The 18319-nt window shown below is 73.4% G+C and carries 14 protein-coding genes; 8 read left to right on the top strand and 6 right to left on the bottom strand.

Going from position 1 to position 18319, the window contains the following annotated elements; all coding sequences use genetic code 11:
- Positions 1–144 precede the first annotated feature (144 nt).
- Entirely contained in the window at positions 145–885 is a 741-nt protein-coding gene (locus AMIR_RS39135) for a hypothetical protein (RefSeq protein WP_143760729.1), read from the top strand.
- 1189 nt (positions 886–2074) lie between these two features.
- On the opposite strand, the gene AMIR_RS14340 is transcribed toward AMIR_RS39135, so the two are convergent.
- Entirely contained in the window at positions 2075–2770 is a 696-nt protein-coding gene (locus AMIR_RS14340) for a YbaB/EbfC family nucleoid-associated protein (RefSeq protein ID WP_015801684.1), read from the bottom strand.
- Positions 2767–3093 carry a type VII secretion target gene (locus AMIR_RS14335; RefSeq protein ID WP_015801683.1) on the bottom strand — a complete coding sequence of 109 codons (327 nt, stop codon included), beginning with the start codon at positions 3091–3093 and terminating at the stop codon, positions 2767–2769. Before AMIR_RS14335 ends, AMIR_RS14340 begins: the two co-directional genes overlap by 4 nt.
- 282 nt (positions 3094–3375) lie before the next feature.
- Between AMIR_RS14335 and AMIR_RS14330 the strand changes: the two genes are divergently transcribed.
- From AMIR_RS14330 to AMIR_RS14315, 3 genes are all read left to right on the top strand, one after another.
- Entirely contained in the window at positions 3376–6105 is a 2730-nt protein-coding gene (locus AMIR_RS14330) for an exo-rhamnogalacturonan lyase family protein (protein WP_015801682.1), read from the top strand.
- A 1182-nt stretch (positions 6106–7287) separates the two neighbouring features.
- A complete protein-coding gene (locus AMIR_RS14320; protein WP_187313513.1) occupies positions 7288–8883 on the top strand; it encodes a hypothetical protein in 1596 nt (531 codons plus the stop codon).
- Between the two features lie 43 nt (positions 8884–8926).
- A complete protein-coding gene (locus tag AMIR_RS14315; RefSeq protein ID WP_015801680.1) occupies positions 8927–10405 on the top strand; it encodes a type 1 periplasmic-binding domain-containing protein in 1479 nt (492 codons plus the stop codon).
- Here AMIR_RS14315 and AMIR_RS14310 read toward each other — a convergent pair.
- On the bottom strand, positions 10402–10803 hold the full coding sequence (locus AMIR_RS14310; RefSeq protein ID WP_015801679.1) for a hypothetical protein: 402 nt from the start codon (positions 10801–10803) through the stop codon (positions 10402–10404). The two genes, AMIR_RS14315 and AMIR_RS14310, sit on opposite strands and share 4 nt — an antisense overlap.
- 403 nt (positions 10804–11206) lie before the next feature.
- On the opposite strand from AMIR_RS14310, the gene AMIR_RS40260 reads away from it, so the two are divergent.
- The gene (locus AMIR_RS40260) at positions 11207–11944 is read left to right on the top strand and encodes a VOC family protein (protein WP_015801678.1); all 738 of its coding nucleotides are present in this window, start codon (positions 11207–11209) and stop codon (positions 11942–11944) included.
- 22 nt (positions 11945–11966) lie between these two features.
- Here AMIR_RS40260 and AMIR_RS14300 read toward each other — a convergent pair whose 3' ends face one another.
- Complete coding sequence (locus AMIR_RS14300) at positions 11967–12527, bottom strand: TetR/AcrR family transcriptional regulator (protein WP_015801677.1); 561 nt, start codon at positions 12525–12527, stop codon at positions 11967–11969.
- A gap of 120 nt (positions 12528–12647) precedes the next feature.
- Between AMIR_RS14300 and AMIR_RS14295 the strand changes: the two genes are divergently transcribed.
- A complete protein-coding gene (locus AMIR_RS14295; protein ID WP_118948317.1) occupies positions 12648–14033 on the top strand; it encodes an MFS transporter in 1386 nt (461 codons plus the stop codon).
- Between the two features lie 300 nt (positions 14034–14333).
- Here the strand turns inward: AMIR_RS14295 and AMIR_RS14290 are convergent, their stop codons facing one another.
- Complete coding sequence (locus tag AMIR_RS14290) at positions 14334–15314, bottom strand: helix-turn-helix transcriptional regulator (protein ID WP_015801675.1); 981 nt, start codon at positions 15312–15314, stop codon at positions 14334–14336.
- 109 nt (positions 15315–15423) lie between these two features.
- On the opposite strand from AMIR_RS14290, the gene AMIR_RS14285 reads away from it, so the two are divergent.
- Complete coding sequence (locus AMIR_RS14285; protein ID WP_015801674.1) at positions 15424–16125, top strand: alpha/beta fold hydrolase; 702 nt, start codon at positions 15424–15426, stop codon at positions 16123–16125.
- 103 nt (positions 16126–16228) lie between these two features.
- Here the strand turns inward: AMIR_RS14285 and AMIR_RS14280 are convergent, their stop codons facing one another.
- On the bottom strand, positions 16229–16897 hold the full coding sequence (locus tag AMIR_RS14280; RefSeq protein WP_205590454.1) for an SDR family NAD(P)-dependent oxidoreductase: 669 nt from the start codon (positions 16895–16897) through the stop codon (positions 16229–16231).
- A gap of 317 nt (positions 16898–17214) precedes the next feature.
- Here AMIR_RS14280 and AMIR_RS14275 point away from each other — a divergent pair, with 317 nt between their 5' ends.
- Positions 17215–18318, top strand: a complete 1104-nt coding sequence (locus AMIR_RS14275) for an ABC transporter substrate-binding protein (RefSeq protein ID WP_015801672.1) — start codon at positions 17215–17217, stop codon at positions 18316–18318.
- The last annotated feature ends 1 nt before the right edge of the window (position 18319 follow it).

The following is an 18319-nucleotide window of genomic DNA, read 5'->3' as shown; positions in this document are numbered from 1 at the left end:
GCGGACGAGGCTGGGCTGAACGTCGCCGCGTCCGGCGGGGTGGTGGTGTAGCTGTCCGGCTCTGGTTCGTCGGCGAACGCGTTGGAGCCGATCACGCCACCGTCGAACGCGGCTGCGCTGACCGAGCCCGCGACGGTCGGGGCCGTGACGATCGGGGCCGTGACGATCGGGGCTGCGAGGTCAGCGGGGGTCGGGTTCGCGTCGAAAGAAGTGGCGCTCGTCGTTCCCGACGCAGGCGCACCTGAGGTGAACGAACCGGCGCTGGCCGTGTCGGAAGGCGCGTTAGCTGGTCCGGAAGAACCTGGGGCAGGCGTGGTGACGCTGGGAACGCCTGCGTTGGAGGAAGTCGCCCCGATCGTGTCGGCGCTGGAGCGGCCAATTCCGAACGAACTGGCGCTGGTCGTGCCAGAATGGAATTCGCTCGCATTGAATGAACTGGTTCCGGTCGTGCCGGAACCCAGGCCGCCCGCGCCGAACGCGCCGGTGGCCGTGCCGAAGTTGGCTCCGTCGGCCTGGTCGAAATTGCGCGTACCCGAAGCGGTCGGGGTGGCGCCGAATGAGTTGGTGCCCATCGCCGATTCGGCGAACGTGCCTGCGCCTGATTGGTCAGCAGGTTCGGTGGCGGCGGTCTGCGGAGTGGCAAACGCGCCTGGGGCGGTGGGGGGTGCGGCGGGGGCACCTCGGCCTGCGGTCATCGTGCCCGCGTCGAACGTGCCCGTGCCGAACGCCGCCGCATTGGCGCTGTCTGCGGAGAACGGGGTCGCGCCGAAGGTGTTGACGCCCGTGGCAGCGGTGGTGAAGGGGTTGGGAGCGCCCGGCAGTGTGTCGGCCTGGTTGAAATCAGCCTGGTCGGTGCTGGTGGGGGCGCCCTTGGCCTGGGGGTAGGTCGGGACGAAGGCGCTTTGGCTCGGAGCGCCTTGGAAGAGGCCGGTCTGGGAGAAGCCGGTCTGGGAGAAGCCGCCTTGAGAGGGGACTGCTTCGGGGAGACCGGTCTGGTCGAATGCGCCTTGCGGCTGGCCACCCTGCCCGAAAGAGCCTTGCGGCTGGCCACCTTGCCCGAAAGAGCCTTGGGGCAGGCCACCTTGCCCGAAAGGGCCTTGGGGCAGGGCGTCTTGGCTCTGGGGTGAACCGCCTTGACTCTGGGGCGGGCCGGCTTGGGCTGAGCCGTTCTGGGAGAACGTGCCTTGGGACGGGTTGGCTTGTGGCTGGGTGTTCTGGGTGAACGTGCCCGGAGCCAGGTCGGCTTGGGTGAAGCCGTTCTGCGTCGGACGGCTCTGGAACAAGCCGCCCTGAGACAGGGCGCCGCTGAGGCCGCCCTGATCCGAGCCACCCTGATCCGAGCCACCCTGGTCCAGGCCGCCTGGGGTGCGGTCGGGTGCGGAAGGGGTGCCCTGGGTGAAAGTGCCTTGGGTCGTCGGACCCTGGGTCGTCGGGCCCTGGGTCGTCGGGCCCTGGGTCGTCGGGCCCTGGGGCGTCGAGCCCTGGGGAAGGCTGTTCGTGGCGAGGCCGCCGTGGTTCGGGGTGTTCTGGCCGAGCACCTGGCTCAAGCCGCCTCGGTCTGGGGCTCCTTGGGCTAGGCCTGCCTGCGCGTAACCGCCTTGCGCCGTGCCTCCCTGTGACAGACCGCCCTGGGAGAAGCCGCCCTGTGCCAAGCTGCCTTGCGCCGAGCCGCCCTGCGATAGGCCGCCCTGGGACAACCCTCCCTGGGCCCAGCCTCCTTGGGCCAAGCCGCCCTGGGACAGGCCGCTTTGGGACAGGCCGCTTTGGCTGAAGTCGGTTTGATCGAACCTGGCCTGACCGTAAGCCGCCTGACCGTGGTCGGACTGACCATGGCCGGGCTGGCTGTAGTCGGGCTGGCCGTAATCAGGCTGACCGTAGTTCGCCTGTGCGTAGCCGCCGCGGCCGGAGCCGAACTGGCCCAGGTCGGGCTGGTCGTAGTCGTCCTGGTCTCCCCCGGCTTGCAGGACTCCGCCGTGGCTCAGTGCGGTGCGGTCGTAGCCGGTTTGGGCGGAGGTGGGGGTGTCGTGGTCGGGACCGGGGTGGCCTGACCGGTCTGGTGGCCAGGGGTAGGGGGTCACCACGGGTCGTTCCTGTCGTCGTCATCGGCTTGGGCCGTGGTGTTGGTGGCGCGTGCGTCGTGGAAGTCGTTGAGGTCGTCCGTCGCGGCGAAGCGGGAGCGCAGGTTGCCCAGCACCATGTCCCTGGTCTGCTGGTCCTCGTCGCCGAGGGTGCGCGACATGACGTCGGAGACCTCGTCGGCGATGGTGGCCTGGGCCTGCCTGACCGTCTCCATGACGACCACGGCCAGGTGCTCCAGGGGGATGGTGCGGGCGCGGTCGCCGAACTGGAGGTCCACGAGGCTGCCGTCGGCCTTCACCACGACCTGCACGGCGCCGTCCGGGCTGACCGCGCTCAGGCGCAACTCCTCCGTGCGCTGACCCGCCTCGCGGTAGCGGTCGGCCTTGTCGGACAGGGCGCGCGACCACTCGGCCATGCGGTCCTCGGCGCCGTCCGCGTCGCCGTTGAACGCCGTGTGCGCCATGCCCGCGCCCGCCAGGCCCCCGCCGCCCATGGCCGCGGCGGCTGCGCTGAAGTTGTCGGCGTCGCCGAACGAGTCGGCGTAGTGGTCGCCCGCGAACATGTCGACGTCGGCCGCGCCGGAGTTCGACGTGGTCGGGCTGGCGAACGCGCCGCCGCCGTCCGGCTGGTTGCCGCCGGGCGCGCCGGAACCGCCGGTGGACGAGCCGTAACCGGAGCCGAAGCTGGTCATCGGCCACCGTCCAGGGAGCCGTTGACGAGCCGGGTGAACGGATCGATCGTCTCGTTGTCCTCGTAGTCCGCCGCAGTGCCGCGCACGCCCGCCGCCGACGCGGACACGCCCTCAGTCGCCGCGGTCAGCACCTCGCCCACCTGGTCACCCAGTGGGGTGACAGCCTTCGGGAGGAACGAGCACAGCGAACCGTAAGCATCGCCGGGCATGGCCGTGTCACCGGCCTTGGCCGCGACGGCGGCCAGCCGGTCCACCAAGCCCTCGAGGTGGCTGCCGTGCGCTCTCAGCTCCTCGGGTACGGCCGCGTAACCGCCTGCGCTCATCTGCGCTCTCGTTCCTTCCTCGCGGAACCCGGACCGGGTGGTTCGGCAAAACCGTATCGACGCGCGGGTGCTCTTTCCAGATGGGGTTCGGCACGGGAGGCCCCGACGGGGTTCCGCAGCCCGGACGAGTGGCGGAGTACCGGGGCGGTCACCGCGTGTGAGCAGCCCGGCGAGGGAGTTCCCATGATCGCGCACCGGGGTCCGGCGTGCTTGACGCAGGGTCTCGGGCGGTGGTGCAGTGCCCAGGCAGGAAAGGGCTTTCCACGAGGTGAGGGGACCCGGATGGCATCCGTGCAGCGCCGCACGTTCCTCGGTGGTGTCGCCGCGGGCGCGTCCGGGGCCGCCGCCCCCGGACTCGTGAGCCCGGCGCACGCCGCTCGACCGGGACAGCGGCCAAGCGACCCGGAGAGCACCGAGGTGCGCTGGTTGGAGGGCACGCCGGAGCTGCACGCGGGCGCGGCCTGGGGTGTGCCGTGGCCACGCGGCCAGCACCGCCGCGACCAGACGTTCGCGCTGGTCAGCGCCTCGGGTCAACCGATCCCGGTGCAGACCTGGCCGCTGGCGCTGTGGCCGGACGGCTCGCTCAAGTGGACCGGTCACGCCGTCGCGGGCGGCGCGGCGGTCGAGAGCTGCCGGTTGACGGCGGGCGCGCCTCAGGCACCCGCGCACCCGGTGGAGGTGCGGGAGGAGCCGAGCAAGCTGGTCGTGCGGACCGGCGACCTGGAGGCGGTGATCGCCCGGCGCGGCGCCCACCTGGTGGAACAGGTCACCAGGGGCGGGCGCGCGGTGCTGCGCCGGGCGCGGCTGGTCTGCCTGCGCGAGGAGTTCGACGAGACCGACGAGGACGCGGCCACGGCGCGCAGGGAACCGTTCACGAGCAGCGTGCGCTCGGTCAGCGTGGAGCAGCGCGGACCCGTCCGGGCCGTGGTCCGGGTCCAGGGGGTGCACCGGTCGCTGAGCACCGGCCGCGAGTGGCTGCCCTTCACGGTGCGCCTCTACTTCACCGCGGGCTCGGACGCGATCCGCCTCGTGCACACCTTCGTCTGGGACGGCGCCGACGGCGACCGGGTGCGCGGGCTGGGCGTCCGGTTCGACGTGCCCCTGCGCGACGCCCCGCACGACCGGCACGTGCGCTTCTCCGGGGATGACGGCGGCCTGGTCCGGGAGGCGGTGCGCGGCGTCACCGGCCTGCGCCGCGACCCCGGAGCCCCGGTGCGCGCGGCCCAGGTGGCCGGGCGGGCGCTGCCGCCGGTCGAGACCTGGGACACCAGGGTGAGCGGCAGGCTGAACCTGATCCCGACGTGGGGCGACTACAGCCTGACCCAGCCGGGCCCGGACGGCTGGCTGCTGCGCAAGCGCACCGCGCCCGGTCACGCGTGGGTGCGGGTGGACGCCGGTCACCGCAACCCCGGCCTGGGCTACGTGGGCGGCGCGTCCGGCGGCCTGGCGGTCGGGCTGCGGGACTTCTGGCAGTCCTGCCCGTCCGGTCTGGACGTGCGGGGCGCGGCCGGTGACACCGCGACGGCGACGGCGTGGCTGTGGTCGCCGGACGCTCCGCCGATGGACCTGCGCTTCTACCACGACGGGCTCGGCATGGACACGTTCGCCGAGCAGCTGGAGGGCCTCCAGATCACCTACGAGGACTACGAGCCGGGCTTCGGCACGCCGCTCGGGATCTCCCGGACCAGCGAGCTGACCCTGTGGGCGGTCGACGCGACCCCGGACGCGGACCGGCTGGCCGCGATGGCCCGCGCCGCCGCCACCCCGCCGCAGCCGGTGGTGTCCCCGGAGCGGCTGCACGCGGCGCGCGTGTTCGGCGACTGGGCCCCGGTGGACCGCTCGACGCCCGCGCGGGCCGCGATCGAGGACCGGCTGGACTTCCTGTTCGCCCACCACCGCGACCAGGTCGAGCAGCGCCGCTGGTACGGCTTCTGGGACCACGGCGACGTGATGCACACCCAGGACACCGACCGGCACCAGTGGCGCTACGACGTCGGCGGCTACGCCTGGGACAACTCGGAGCTGTCCACGGACCTGTGGCTGTGGTACCAGTTCCTGCGCTCCGGCCGGGCCGACGTGTTCCGGGTGGCCGAGGCCATGACCAGGCACACCGGCGACGTCGACGTCTACCACCTCGGCCGGTGGAAGGACCTGGGCACGCGGCACAACGTGCAGCACTGGGGGTGCAGCGCCAAGCAGCTGCGGATCAGCACCGCCGCGAACCGCCGGTTCCACCACTACCTGACCACCGACGAGCACACCGGCGACCTGATGCGGGACCTGGTGGACGCCGACCGGGCGTTCGTCGCGCTGGACCCGCTGCGCAAGATCCGCACCGAGCCGTACGAGCCCGACCCGCGCGCGCTGGCCGTGGGGCTGGGCACGGACTGGGGCGCGCTGGCGGCGGCGTGGCTGACCGAGTGGGAGCGCGACGGCGACCCGGTGGCGCGCCGCAAGCTGCTCGGCACGGCGGAGGACATCGGCGCGCTGCGCAACGGCTTCCTCACCGGCGAGGCGCTGTACGACCTGGAGACCGGGCGGTTCGCGCGGGACCGGGTGGCGATCAGCGTCTCGCACCTGTCGGCGGTGTTCGGGCTGATCGAGGTGTGCAGCGAGCTGGTGGAGCTCGGGGCGGGCGCGGGGTTCGAGCGGGCCTGGCTCCAGTACTGCCGGTTGTACGGGGCGACGCGGGCCGAGCAGCAGGCCGAGGTGGGCGGCTCGTGGGACACCGGGTTCCGGCAGATGCACTCCCGGCTGACCGCGTACGCGGCGGCGCGCACCGGTGACGCGGCGCTGGCGGGGCGGGCGTGGGACGAGTTCTTCGGCGGGCAGGAGGGGTACGGGCCGGGGCTGCCGTGGCGGTCCGAGCGGGTGCCCGCGCCGCTGGCGCACCGGCCGGTGGACGAGGCGGCTTTCGTGTCCACCAACGCCAGCGCGCAGTACGGGTTGGCCGCGATCCAGAACCTGGCGCTGATCGGGCACCTGCTGCCGCCGGACCGCGTCGACCGCTGATCGGTTTTCCCCTCGCTCGGATTTTCCTCCACAAGGTGGGGCGCCGGTTCCGGAGCCCCACCTTTCGGTTGTGGCCGAATCCGCTGTTCTTCCCTTTTCCTGCCGTAGAATTCGACCCGTGCCGTCTGTTCCCCGCAAGGCGCGGGGCCGGTTGGCGCAGACCCGACGGTCGCGCCAACCAAGCGCCAATGCCCCGGCCGGGCGAAAAAAGCGCTTTTACGGGCTTTCCCGGCTTTTTCTGGGTCAGATGGCGGGGACAGCGCAGTGCCGCGCTCCGAATCCCGCGCCGGGAGCGGCGCGCGTTCGCGCGGTGCGGGGGCGCGCTCACCAGGGGAGTTCCAGTGGCGCCAGTGGTTTCAGGGGATCAGGCGGAGGCGGTGCACAGGTCGATCGTCTTCGTGGACATCGCGGGGTCGACGGCGGCCGGACGGCGGCAGGGCGACAAGGTCAAGATGATCGAGGCGCTGCCGAGGGTGCTGGACGAGGCGGTGTCGGCCACGCGGGCGGGCGCCGGGCAGGTCACGGTGCGCGAGCGCGGGGACGGCGCGTTGATCCTGTTCGACCCGGCGATCCCCAAGGTGCGCCTGGTGACCGAGTTCGCGCGCACGCTCGTGCGGAGCCTGCTGCGCTACAACTCCGGGGCGAGCGAGCAGGCCCGGATGCGGTTGCGGGTCGCGGCGCACCACGGCGAGGTCGTGCCGCTGCCCAACGAGGAGGTCGGGTCGGCGATCGACGAGACCAAGCGGCTGTGCGACGCCCTGCAGGTCAAGGGGAAGCTCCGCGAGTCCGGCTCGGTGCTGGTGCTCGTGGTGTCCAGGGGCTTCTACCAGGAGGTCGTGCGGGGCGACCCCGGTTGCGAGCCGCACCTGTTCGAGGAGTTCGCGGAGATCGTGCAGGGCAGGACCTACCGGGGTTGGATGCGCGCGCAGGGCGAGATGCCCTGGGCGGTGCGGGAGGAGGACCCGCCGCTGATCGCCGTGCCGCCGCAGCCGGAACCGGCCGCGCAGGCGCCCGCCGCGTCGCGGGGAGCGCGGGCAGCGGTCGCTGCCGTCGCTGCGGGAGGACGACGACGACCCGTCGGTGGCGGCGGTCCGGGCGGTGCTGAACCCCGGCGGTCCGGGACGGGCGACGGCGGTGGTGCTGTTCGGCCCCACGGGATCGGGGCGGTCGCGGGCGTTGCGGGTGCTGCGCGGGGAGCTCCTCGCCGGTCGCCAGCCGCACGCGCTGATCGCGCTGCCCCGGCACACCCGGCGGCGTGGGCGGTCGGTGCACGAGCTGCTGTTCGTGGTGCTGCTGGAACTGGCCGCGCAGGGCTGGAAGTGGGGATTCCCCAGGTTCCTTGCCGACTGCGCGGCGATCGCGGCGCCCGCCCGGCTGAGCGATGAGGAGCCGCTGCCGGTCGCGCTGGAGCGGTTGCGGGAACGGCTGGAGGTCCCGGCGCCGGACGGGGTGCTGGCGGGCATCGCGCGCCGGGCGGCACGCGGGCGGTGGAGGCGCGGGCGGGTCGGGGTGGAGGCGCGCGACGAGGTGGTGGCGCTGCTCGGGCTGGACACCGCGCAGGCGCGCGCGGACCTGGACCTGCTGGTGCTGCGGCACTTCCTGGCCGATCTGGACGACGCGCTGCCGGGTCGGGCGCGGCTGCTGGACCCGACCGTGCTGGTCGACGACACCGTGGACCCGACCGCGCTGCTGGTGGCGTGGCGGCGGGCGCGGGAGTGGCGGGAGGGCCGCGGGCAGCCGCTGCCGAGGCTGGCGCTGGTCACCACCGGCGAGCGGGATCTGCTGCGCGGGCTGGGGTTGCTCGCCGAGGACGGCGGTCCGGGACCCCGGCTCGCCGAGGGGCTGGTGGTGCCCGAGCGGCGCAGGGACGTGTCGTCGGTGGCGCTGACCGAGCCGCTGACGGCGTTGCCGGTGCTGGAGCTGACCGAGCGGCAGGTGGACCGGGTGGTGCGCGCGGCGGGCGCCGGCGGGCGCGGCACGGCCGAGGTGGTGCACGCGCTCGCGGCCGGGCACGCGGCGGCGACGCGCGAGCTGGCGCTGGCCGCCGCGCTGCTGGGCGGCGGGACGGCGACGCCGGAGGAGCTGCTGTCCGCGCCGTCGTCGGACGACGTGACCCCGGTGGGCGACCGGGTGCTGAACCTGCTGCTGGACGGGCTGGTCGTGGGGTCGGACGCGCTGGTGGCGTGCGCGGCGGCCAGGACGCTGGAGGAGGCGGCGACGCTGATCACCACGACCGGGCTGCACCCGCGCAGCGATTTGTTCAGCCTGGCGGTGTGGTCGCGCACCGGGCCGGACGGGGCGGCGGTGATGCACCCGCTGCTGCGGCTGCTCCTGCTGCGCAGGCTGGCATCCAGACCCGAGGCGGACACCGACGACTGGTGCTCGGTGTTCGCCGGACTGGCCAAGCTCGCCGAGCGCAGGGGCGACGAGGCGGGACGGCTGCACCACCTGCTCGCGGCGGGCGAGGTCGAGGAGGTGGTGTGGCGCGTGGAGGAGGGGCTGGAGCGCGACAGCGGGGAGGCGTGGTTGGACGTGGTGCGGGTGGTGACGACGAGCCCGCTGCGGCCGGGCGCGGACGTTCCGGTGCAGCGCGATTCCCCGGTGCGCTCGGTGCTCCTGCAGTGGCAGGCGGCGAACGACCCGCACCGGGTCGCGCACCGGCGCGAGCACCACTCGCGGGTGGCCACCGGTCTGCGCGAGGTGGCGGGGCGGAGCAGGGACGGGCACCTGGCGTTCCGCCGGGCGATCAGGGAGCACGAGGAGAAGGCCGACCGCTGAGCGGTTCTTGTCGGGGGACGACGGATCAACAGGGGGTGGGAACGTGGCGATACCCGATTCCCGTTTGTGGTGGCACAAGCCTGAGCTGGTCGGCGCGGCCGTGGTCGGCGCGCTGCTCCTGGCGGTGGGCGTGGTGGTGGGGGTCCGCGCGATGCCGGTGGACTGCGGTGGGCGGGACGAGCTGGTGCTGGTGGACGGGCAGTGCGTCGGGGTCGCGGACGCCGACAGCGACTTCGACTTCGGGCGGCCGGAGTACGCGGACGTGGTGCGGACGATCCGGGAGCAGAACGCGGCGGTGGCCGACGGGCCGAACGTGGTGAGCGTCGTGGTGCTGCTGGCGATGACGCCCAGGGACGAGAGCTTCGAGCTGGCGGAGCAGGTCCGGCACGACGCGCTCGGGGCGGCGCGGGCGCAGCTGGTGCACAACTGGAGCGGCAGCACGCCGAAGCTGAAGCTGTTGCTGGCCAACGCGGGCGACCGGTTCGAGCACTGGGCGGAGGTGGTCGGGCGGATCGACGCCAGGCAGGCCGCGCCCGACCGGGTCGTCGCGGTCACCGGCCTGGGGCAGAGCCTGGAGACCGTGTACCGGGCGGCGAGGGCCTTGTCCGAGAAGAAGATCCCGATGGTCTCCTCGACGTTGACCTCGGATGATTTCAACGACGTCAAAGGGCTGCTGCGACCGGCACCCAGCAACCGCGCCCAGGGCAGGGCCGCCGCGGAGTGGGCGTTCGACCGGATCGGGAAGAGCGCGCCCACCGCGGTGCTGCTGGTCGACAAGAACGAGGGGGACAAGTACCCGGAGAGCCTCGCGGACGGCTTCCGGAGGGGGATCGAGGAGCTCGGCGGGAAGGTCGGCGAGCCGGTGCTGCGCTACAACTCCAGCGCGGACATCGGGACGACCATCGCGGTGCTGGAGTCGAGCCTGGGTGCGATCTGCTCGCAGGAAGTCGACGTGGTGTACTTCGCCGGCCGGGGAAGGGATCTGGCGCTGCTGGTGGAGCGGCTGGCGACCAGGAGCTGCCCCCGCAAGGAACCGCTCGTGCTGACCGGCGACGACAGCCTGACCGAGAGCCAGCTGGGCGAGGCGCGGTTCCAGTCCGCGCTGAGGAACAGCAAGGTCCAGATCTTCGCCACGAGCCTGGCGGTGACCGGTCCGGGCGAGCTGCGGGAGATCGCGGCGGACTTGAACAACCAGTACCTGGTAGAGCAGTTCATCGGTGGCGTGGGGGGCGTGCCCGAGCTGGACCGCGCGGCGCTGGGCGACGACGGGACCGTGCTGTCCCACGACGCGGTGTGGACCGTGATGCAGGCTGCCAGCAGGGCGCAGAAGCAGAAGGCGGTGAGCGCGTCGGTGGTCGGCGGGATGTTCGACGCCCTCCGGAACGACGGGGGCTTCCCCGGCGTCAGCGGTCCGCTGTCCTACGGCGAGGACGGGAGCGCGACCGGGAAGGTGGTGCCGCTGCTGGAGATCGTGCCCGACGGCGAGCCGAGGCTCGTGTTCCCGAAACTGCCCGCTTCCTAGCGGGCCCTGGTCGACCGCTTCGGCGGGGACGGCTTGCGCTTGGTGGTGGACTTCGCGGCCGTCCTGGACCTGCCGGCGGGCTTGGGCTTCGCGGCGGTCTTCGCGCGGGTCTTCGCACGGCGGCGCGGGGCCGCGCCGCGCTGGGCGGCGGCGGTCATGTCGTCGACCTCGCGCGGCGCGCGCTTGCGCGGGGTCCGGCGCCTGCTGTCCAGGAAGTCGGCCAGCCACAGCTGCGCGCGGACCACCAGGTACCACAGGCCGCACAGCAGGACGGCCAGCGCGGCGGCGAGTCCGATGGTGGTGACGGGGTCGTCGATGGCGGACGGCAGCACGGGAACGACCAGCAGGGCCAGGAAAGCCATGCCCAGGAGCAGGCCCAGCCCCTTGATGTTCGCCATCTCCACTCCCCCGACCACGCCGTCCGAAGTCCGCCGCGCGGGACCGTCCACCGACCCGCGCCACGCCTGTGACGGCCAGGACGACCACCACAAGATCAAAATCTCACACCCCTGCCCCTGGCCGCCACCACCCCGACCGAGATCACGCACTACCCCAGGGCGCACTTCGGCAAACCGAAGCCCCAGGGTTGCGCCGCGCGGGCGGGTGCGGGCGTCGAGTCGCTTGTGGACGGTGACGGGCCGGCGCGCGTGCGCCGGCCGGTTCGGGGGTCTACCGCGCCCTGTCACGTGAGGGCGCCTCACGAGCCTGGGAGCTGAATCGATTCCCATGTGCGTGCGAGGGCTTTCCCTTGCCAGACTCCGCTTCCGTCCCCCTTCGCGAGATCCGGTGAGGAGCACTGCCGTGCCCGAGGAGAGCGTCCGACCGAACGAGACGACCGTCCCGCTGCTGCCGTGCACGTCGGCCGAGGAGACCCTGGCGTTCTGGCGCGCGCTGGGGTTCGAGACCGCCTACGAGCAGACGCGGCCCTACCTGTACCTGGTTCTCACCTGGAGCGGGATAGCGCTGCACTACGCGAAAGCGCCGGAGAACGTGGACCCGGCGGAGGAGAACGCCGGCGGCTGCCTGGTGATGGTGGACGCGGTGGCCCCGTACCACGCGGCGTTCACGGCGGCGATGCGCGCGGCACGGGGGAAGGCGCCGTCGACGGGGGTGCCGAGGATCACGCGGCACCGGCGGGGCGCGTCGCGGTTCACCGTCGTGGACCCGTCGGGGAACTCGCTGGTCTTCATCCAGCGCGACGAGCCCGAGGTGGAGTACGGCGGGTCGTCCTCGTTGGCGGGGCTGGCGAAGGTGCTCGACAACGCGCGGGTGCTGAGCGAGTTCAAGCAGGACGCGAAGGCCGCGTTCCGGGCGGTGAACTCGGGGCTGAAGCGGCACGGCGACGGGGCGCCCGCCGTGGAGCGGGCGGTGGCGCTGGGGATGCTGATCGACCTCGCGGAGGGCGCGGGCACGCTGGAGCGGGTGCCGGAGTGGGGGCGGCTGCTCGGCGGGCTGGAGCTGACCGGGCCGGAGCGGGAGCGGGTGCTGGACGCGGTCGCGGACCGGGAGCTCGTGGCGGGGTGGCTGCCGCGGGGGTGACGCGGCGGGCGGCTGCGGGGGCTCAGCCCTCGCCGTGCCCCAGCGCCGCCATGGCCGTGGCGACGATCCGGTCGCGCCACTGCTCCTGGGTGCCGAGCTGCACCGAGGCCAGGGTGATCGACATCAGGCCCGCGGTCGCCACGCCGAGCCGGATGAACCGGGTCACGTCGTAGTCCTCCGGGTCCACGCAGAAGATCGCCAGCATGGCCCGGCCCATCTCGATGAACTCCTCCTGGTCCACCGGGCCGCTGTCCATGCCCGCGCTGATCGACAGCATCGACAGGCCGGGCCAGTCGATCGTGAACTGGACCGAGCCGACGATGGCGGCGCGGTCGCGCTCCTCCCCCGGCGGCAGGTGGTCGATCCGCCCCAGCAGGGCGCGCGTCTCGGTGTTCCCGCGCTCCAGCACCGCCCGGTAGAGGGCCAGCTTGCTCGGGTAGTGGTGCAGGAGCCCGGCCTTCGTGTAGCCGACCGCGTCGGCGAGCTGCTGGAGCGAGGTGTGCTCGAAGCCGTGCCGGGCGAAGAGCCTCGCCGCCGAGTCGATGATCTCCGCGTCGAGCTCGTGCTTGGTCGGCCTCGGCATCCGAACAGGCTAACACCGCCGCCTACCGGTTCGGTTTGTGACCTACCACATCGGTAGGCGACCTACCATCTTGGTAGATTGCCTACCGAATCGGTAGGCAAACGAGGGGTGGTGGGGACCGTGCGACGCGACGTCGTGGTGTACCTGGGTTCGTACGGGCTGGGGTTGCTGGGCAACACCATCGGCGGGGTCGTGCTGCCGCTGCTGGTGCTCGCCCGGACGGGTGATGTGCTGGCCGCCGGGCTGCTGGCCACGACCTCGGCGGCGGCCTCGGCGGTGGTCGGGGTGCTCGCCGGGGTGCTGGTCGACCGGTTCAACCGGCGCACGGTGTCGGTGGTCGCCAATATGCTGTCCGCGCTCTCGGTCGCCGCGCTGCCCGTGGTCGACGCCCTGTGGGGTCTCGACCTGGGCTGGTTCCTGGTGCTCGGCGTGCTCGGCGCGCTGGTCGACGCGCCCGGCATGACCGCGCACGAGGTGCTGCTGCCCAACCTGGTCCGCGACCAGCCCAAGACCGCGCTCGACCGGCTCGTCGCCACCCGCGAGGCGCTGGCCGGGGTGCTGGTGCTCGCAGGCCCCGGCATCGGCGGGCTGCTGGTGTGGCTGCTCGGGGCGTCGTCCGCGCTGCTGTGGATCACGGCGGGCACGAGCGCGCTCGCCGCGCTGCTGACGCTCGCCCTGGACCGGCGGGCGGGCGAGGTGACGCCGAGCGAGGGGTCGTTGCTGCGCCGCGCCGGGGCGGACCTGGTGGTGTCCTGGCGGTTCATGGCCCGCAGCCGGGTGCTGCTGGGCAGCACCGCCGTGTCCGCGGTGTTCGTCGCGGTGCTGACCGCGCTGCAGACCACGGTCATGCCCGCGTACTTCACCCGCGAGGAGCTGCCGGGGCTGACCGGGTTGACGCTGAGCGCGCTCGCGGCGGGCGGGATCGTCGGGTCGGTGGTGTACGCGGCGGCGGCGGGACGGGTGAGGCGGCGGGTGTGGTTCGTGGTCGGGATGGTCGGCACGGCGCTCGGGATCGGGCTGATCGGCGCGATGATCTCGCCGTGGGCGGTGCTCGGCGGCGCGGCGCTGCTGGGGGCCGCGAACGGGCCGATCGGGGCGGTGCTGGGGGTGCTGGCGATCGAGGTGACTCCGGACGAGCTGCGGGGGCGGGTGATCGGGGCGCAGAACTCGCTGCTGCTGGCCGCGCCCGCGCTGACCACCGCGCCGATCGCGGCGGTGGCCGCCGGGGCGGGGTTGGAGGTGGCGGGGGCGCTGGTGGCCGGGGTGCTGGTGGTGACGGCGCTGGTGGCGCTGGGGTTGCCGGTGTTCCGGACGCTGGACGATCCGGTGCACGCGGGTGGCGACGGGGATGCGGGGGACGGTGGGGCCGAGGTGGCCGGGAGCGGGTCCGGGGGTGAGCCCAGGGGTGCGGTGGGCGGCGGGTCCGCGGTGGGCGCCGGGGCTTCGGCGGGCGGCGGCACCGGTGTGGACACCGCGGGTGGCGCGGGCTCCACGACGAGCGCCTGATCCTCGGCTGCCGGGCTTCAAGCGGCGGGCTGGATTGCGGACGGGGGCGGATGGCAGGGGGGCAGCGGCGAGGGTGTGCCGGGACAGGGCCGCGGACGAGGGCCGTGCGCTGGGGCGGCGGCGGCGAGCGGGGCTGCGGGCCGGGACGGCGCGGAGGCGGACGGGGACGGGCAGGGCTGCGGGCTGGGACCTCGGGCGAGACCCGCGAGGTTCGGGCTTGCGGGTCCAGTCGGGCTCGGGGCATCGCACGGGGCGCGCTACCGGGGCGCCCGCGGGGCGTCGCGCGGGGCGCCGGGCGCGCTACCGGGGCGCCTGCGAGGTGCCGTCCGGTTCCAGGGCCGCCGTGAAGCGGGTCGCGACGGTGGCGACGGCGGCCCGCAGTTCGTCGCCGCCCTCGACCCGGAAGTCGAAGGGCAGGGGCGCGAGGTGCTCCTGCGCGTACATCGCCGGGTTGCTGGTGCTGCCGACGAGCACGCAGCCGCTCCCCCGCGCCTCCAGCCTGCCCATGGACGGGCGCACCCACTCGGCGACCTCGGGCAGCGGGGCGTCGAAGTGGACCCTGGTCGGGAACTCCCAGCCCGTGCCCAGGTTCTCCTCCAGCACGGCCACCGGGTCCAGGTTCGCCGGTGGTCGGGACGGGGTTCGGGTCGGGGTGATCGCGCGGACGCGGTCCACGCGGTAGGTGCGGATCGCGTCGGCGTGGTGCGAGTGGCACAGCAGGTACCAGCGGCCGTGCCTGACGACGACCGCCCACGGGTCCACCTCGGTCTCCCAGCGGCGGCCTCCCGCGCTCTCGTAGGCGATGACCACCCGGTTGCCCTCGGCGATGGCGGTGACGAGGGCGCTGGTGGTGGCCGGGTCGACGGTGGCGCGCCAGCGGTCGGGCGCGGCGGAGGCGTGCGTGCGCAGTGCTGCCGCCTGTCTCGCGACCTGCTCGGGCAGGGCCCGGATGACGCGGTCCAGCGCCGCGCCGACCGGGTCGCCCGCGCTGGTGGCGGTCGGGTGGCCGTCCAGGACGGCCATGACCAGGCCCAGCGCCTCGTCCTGGGTGAACGCGACCGGGGGCAGGCGCGCGCCGCGCCGGATGCGGTAGCCGCCGTGCGGGCCGCGCTCGGACTCGACCGGCACGCCCGCCTCGCGCAGGACGCCGACGTAGCGGCGGGCGGCCCGCTCGGTGACGCCGAGCCGGTCGGCGAGCTGCCGGGCGGTGGTCGTGCGGCGGAGCTGGAGCAGCTCCAGGGCGAGCAGCGCGCGAGCGGTGGGGCTGGTGTCGCTCGGCATCCGGCGAGGCTAGATCAACCCCTTCGGTGAACAGGAAGCGGATCGTCCGGAATCGCCCTTACGGTTCGGGCCGTAGTGCCGAAGGTCCACCGCTGTGAGGGGAACGCCGATGGATGTGCTGCTGATCGCCGGACTGTGGTTGCACGGGTCCGCCTGGGACGAGGTCGCGGCCGAGCTGCGGGCGCTGGGGCACCGGCCGGTGCCGCTGGTGCTGCCGGGACAGGGGGTCGGGGACGGGACGGCCACGCTGGACGACCAGGTGGCCGCGGTGGTGGCGGCCGTGGACGCGGCGGAGCGACCGCTGGTGGTGGGGCACTCGGCGGCGAGCAGCCTGGCCTGGCTGGCGGCGGACGCGCGACCGGGCGCGGTCGCCGGGGCGGTGCTCGTCGGCGGGTTCCCCGTGGCCGACGGCGGGACCTACACCAGCGGGTTCGAGGTGCGGGACGGGGCGGTGCCGTTCCCCGGCTGGGACGTGTTCGAGGGGCCGGACAGCGCGGACCTGGACGCCGAGGCCCGGCGGGAGATCGAGGAGGGGGCGATCCCGGTGCCCGAGGGGGTGGCGCTGGGGGTGGTGCGGTTGCGCGACGAGCGGCGGTTCGACGTGCCGGTCGTGGTGGTGTGCCCGGAGTTCGGGGTGGACGACGCGCGGAAGTGGATCGCGGACGGGGACGTGCCGGAGCTGGCTCGGGCACGGCGGGTGGAGTTCGTGGACGTCGACTCCGGGCACTGGCCGATGCGGACGCGACCGGTGGAGCTGGCCAGAACCCTGGCCGAGGCCGCAGGTGGTAGTGAGGGCGCCGGGAAGCGCTGACCGGACCTGGGGACGGCGCGCGTCCCTCACGGGCCGAAGCGGTGATCAGGACCGGCGGCAGAGGACGGCGGTCCGGACCAGTGGCCGAAGCTGGTGGTCCGGATCAGCGGCGGAGGGCGGTGAGCAGGCGCAGCGCGGTGGCCGCCACCGCCATCCTGCGCGGGCGGGAGAGCACGGCGGGGCGGTCGCGCAGGCAGCGGAGCAGGACGTCCACGGCCTCGTCCACGGTGAGGAGCGCCGGTTTCGCGGGGGACTTCGCCATCTTGGTGTCGACGAAGCCGAACCGGACGCAGGTGACCGCCACCCCGGTGCCGCGCGCGGCCCCGGCCAGGCCGCGCAGGTACGAGGTCATGCCCGCCTTGGACGCGGCGTAACCGGGCGCCTGCGGGGAGATCAGCGCGTCGGCGAGGCTGGACAGGCCGATCAGGTGACCGGCGCCCGCCGCGAGCATCCCCGGCAGCACGACCTCGGCGGTGCGGGCCAGGCCGAGGAGGTTGACCTCCAGGGCCCTGGTCTGCGGGGCCAGGTCGGGCAGCTCCAGGAGGTCACCGATGCCCGCCGCGTACACGCACAGGTCCACGTGGCCGATCCCGGCGAGCAGGTCCGGGTAGCCGGGACCGGTGACGTCGCGGGTGTGGTGCGCGTAGGCGGGGTGCTCGACGGGAGCGGCGCGGCGGGACAGGCCGACCACCTGCCAGCCGTCCGCGAGCAGCCTCCTGCTCAGCGCCAGGCCGATGCCGTCGCTGTTGCCGATCACGAGCGCGCGTGCCACGAACGGCAGGGTAGCTGCCACCACCGATGCTACTCGGACTGTGCCCCCGATCACAGGGCGCGGCGTCGCGCGACTCCTGCGGTTCACCCGTGCGTGACATCACCCTGCGCACGCGCGCCGAGGTGACGACAGCGTTTCCGCAGCTTATCGGCTTGCGATTTAGTCGAGACGACGTTCAGCCGCCACCTCTCTCACCCTTTGGGATGAACCTCGTTCACCCTTGTTCGCATACGAATTCGTATGCGAAGTTCCCCTCGGGCGGCTCGCCGTCCCCCGCCGTCCGTCGCGCACGGCTGGGTGTCCCGAGGAGGTCCGGCATGAACAACTTCTCCCCGTCCCGGCGGAGCTTCCTCCGCGCGACGGCCTTCGCGGGCCTCGCGGCGGGCCTGGCCGCCTGCGGCACGCCGGGCGGCTCGTCCTCGTCCTCGCCGTCGGGGGCGACGAAGCTGACGATGTTCCACTGGGCCGGTGCGCAGGGCACGGTGCCCAAGCAGGTCGGCGAGGCGTTCGCCAAGGCCAGCGGCGTCGACCTGAGCTACATCGAGGGCACCAACGCCGACACCTTCCCCAAGCTGGTGTCGTCGGTGCAGATCAACCCGAACAGCCCGCTGCTGAACCTCGGCTTCTTCAACCCGCAGAGCTTCGCCCAGGGCGGCGCCGGTGACCTGTGGCTGCCCGTGCCGGACTCGGTCACCAACGCCGACAAGGTCAACAGCGCCTACAAGATCGCCGATCGCAGGGGCGCGTACCTGGTCATGGACGCGATGGGCCTGGTCTACAACAAGAACGCCTTCCCGGACGGCCCGCCCAAGAGCTGGATGGAGCTGTTCAACAGCGCCCACCGGGGCAAGGTGACCACCTGGGACGCGCCGTCGTTCAGCGTCAACGCGCTCCCGGTGATCTCCAAGCTCAACGGCGGCAGCGAGACGAACTTCCAGCCCGGCATCGACGTGTTCGGCCGGGCCGCGCGCGACGGCCAGTTCCGCGGCTTCATCTCCTCGCTGGACGCGCTGCGCCAGCAGCTCAACTCGGGCGAGGTCGTGATCGCCCCCGGCTTCCAGGGCGTGGCCGAGCCGTGGATCAAGGCGGGCGACCCCATCGGGTTCGCGGTGCCCGAGGAGGGCGTGATGGCGTTCCCCGAGGGCTTCCAGATCGTCAAGGGCTCGACCGACGCGCAGGTGCAGGCCGCCGCGAGGCTGATGAACGACCTGTTCGACCCGGCGCAGGTCAGCGCGTACTGCGCCGCCACCGGCACGATCCCGCTGGTGGACGGCGCGACCCTGGCCCCGGAGTACGCCGACCGCGCGAGCTTCCAGCTGTCCACCGTGGAGGGCGCGATCAAGCTGGACTGGAACGCGCTGGTCGCCAGTCTCAAGGACGCCACGACCGCGTGGAACAACGACGTCAAGGCCAACATCTGAC

Source organism: Actinosynnema mirum DSM 43827 (assembly GCF_000023245.1).
Taxonomy (GTDB): domain Bacteria; phylum Actinomycetota; class Actinomycetes; order Mycobacteriales; family Pseudonocardiaceae; genus Actinosynnema; species Actinosynnema mirum.
Note: the sequence above shows the minus strand (reverse complement) of the source record. Positions and strands in the feature narration are given on the sequence as shown.

Excerpts from the sequence above, each read along its gene's own strand:
- AMIR_RS14330 (WP_015801682.1), top strand. The coding sequence starts at position 3,376 with ATGGCATCCGTGCAGCGCCGCACGTTCCTCGGTGGTGTCGCCGCGGGC.
- AMIR_RS14310 (WP_015801679.1), bottom strand. The coding sequence starts at position 10,803 with ATGGCGAACATCAAGGGGCTGGGCCTGCTCCTGGGCATGGCTTTCCTG.
- AMIR_RS14300 (WP_015801677.1), bottom strand. The coding sequence starts at position 12,527 with ATGCCGAGGCCGACCAAGCACGAGCTCGACGCGGAGATCATCGACTCG.
- AMIR_RS14335 (WP_015801683.1), bottom strand. The coding sequence starts at position 3,093 with ATGAGCGCAGGCGGTTACGCGGCCGTACCCGAGGAGCTGAGAGCGCAC.
- AMIR_RS14275 (WP_015801672.1), top strand. The coding sequence starts at position 17,215 with ATGAACAACTTCTCCCCGTCCCGGCGGAGCTTCCTCCGCGCGACGGCC.
- AMIR_RS14290 (WP_015801675.1), bottom strand. The coding sequence starts at position 15,314 with ATGCCGAGCGACACCAGCCCCACCGCTCGCGCGCTGCTCGCCCTGGAG.
- AMIR_RS14285 (WP_015801674.1), top strand. The coding sequence starts at position 15,424 with ATGGATGTGCTGCTGATCGCCGGACTGTGGTTGCACGGGTCCGCCTGG.
- AMIR_RS14340 (WP_015801684.1), bottom strand. The coding sequence starts at position 2,770 with ATGACCAGCTTCGGCTCCGGTTACGGCTCGTCCACCGGCGGTTCCGGC.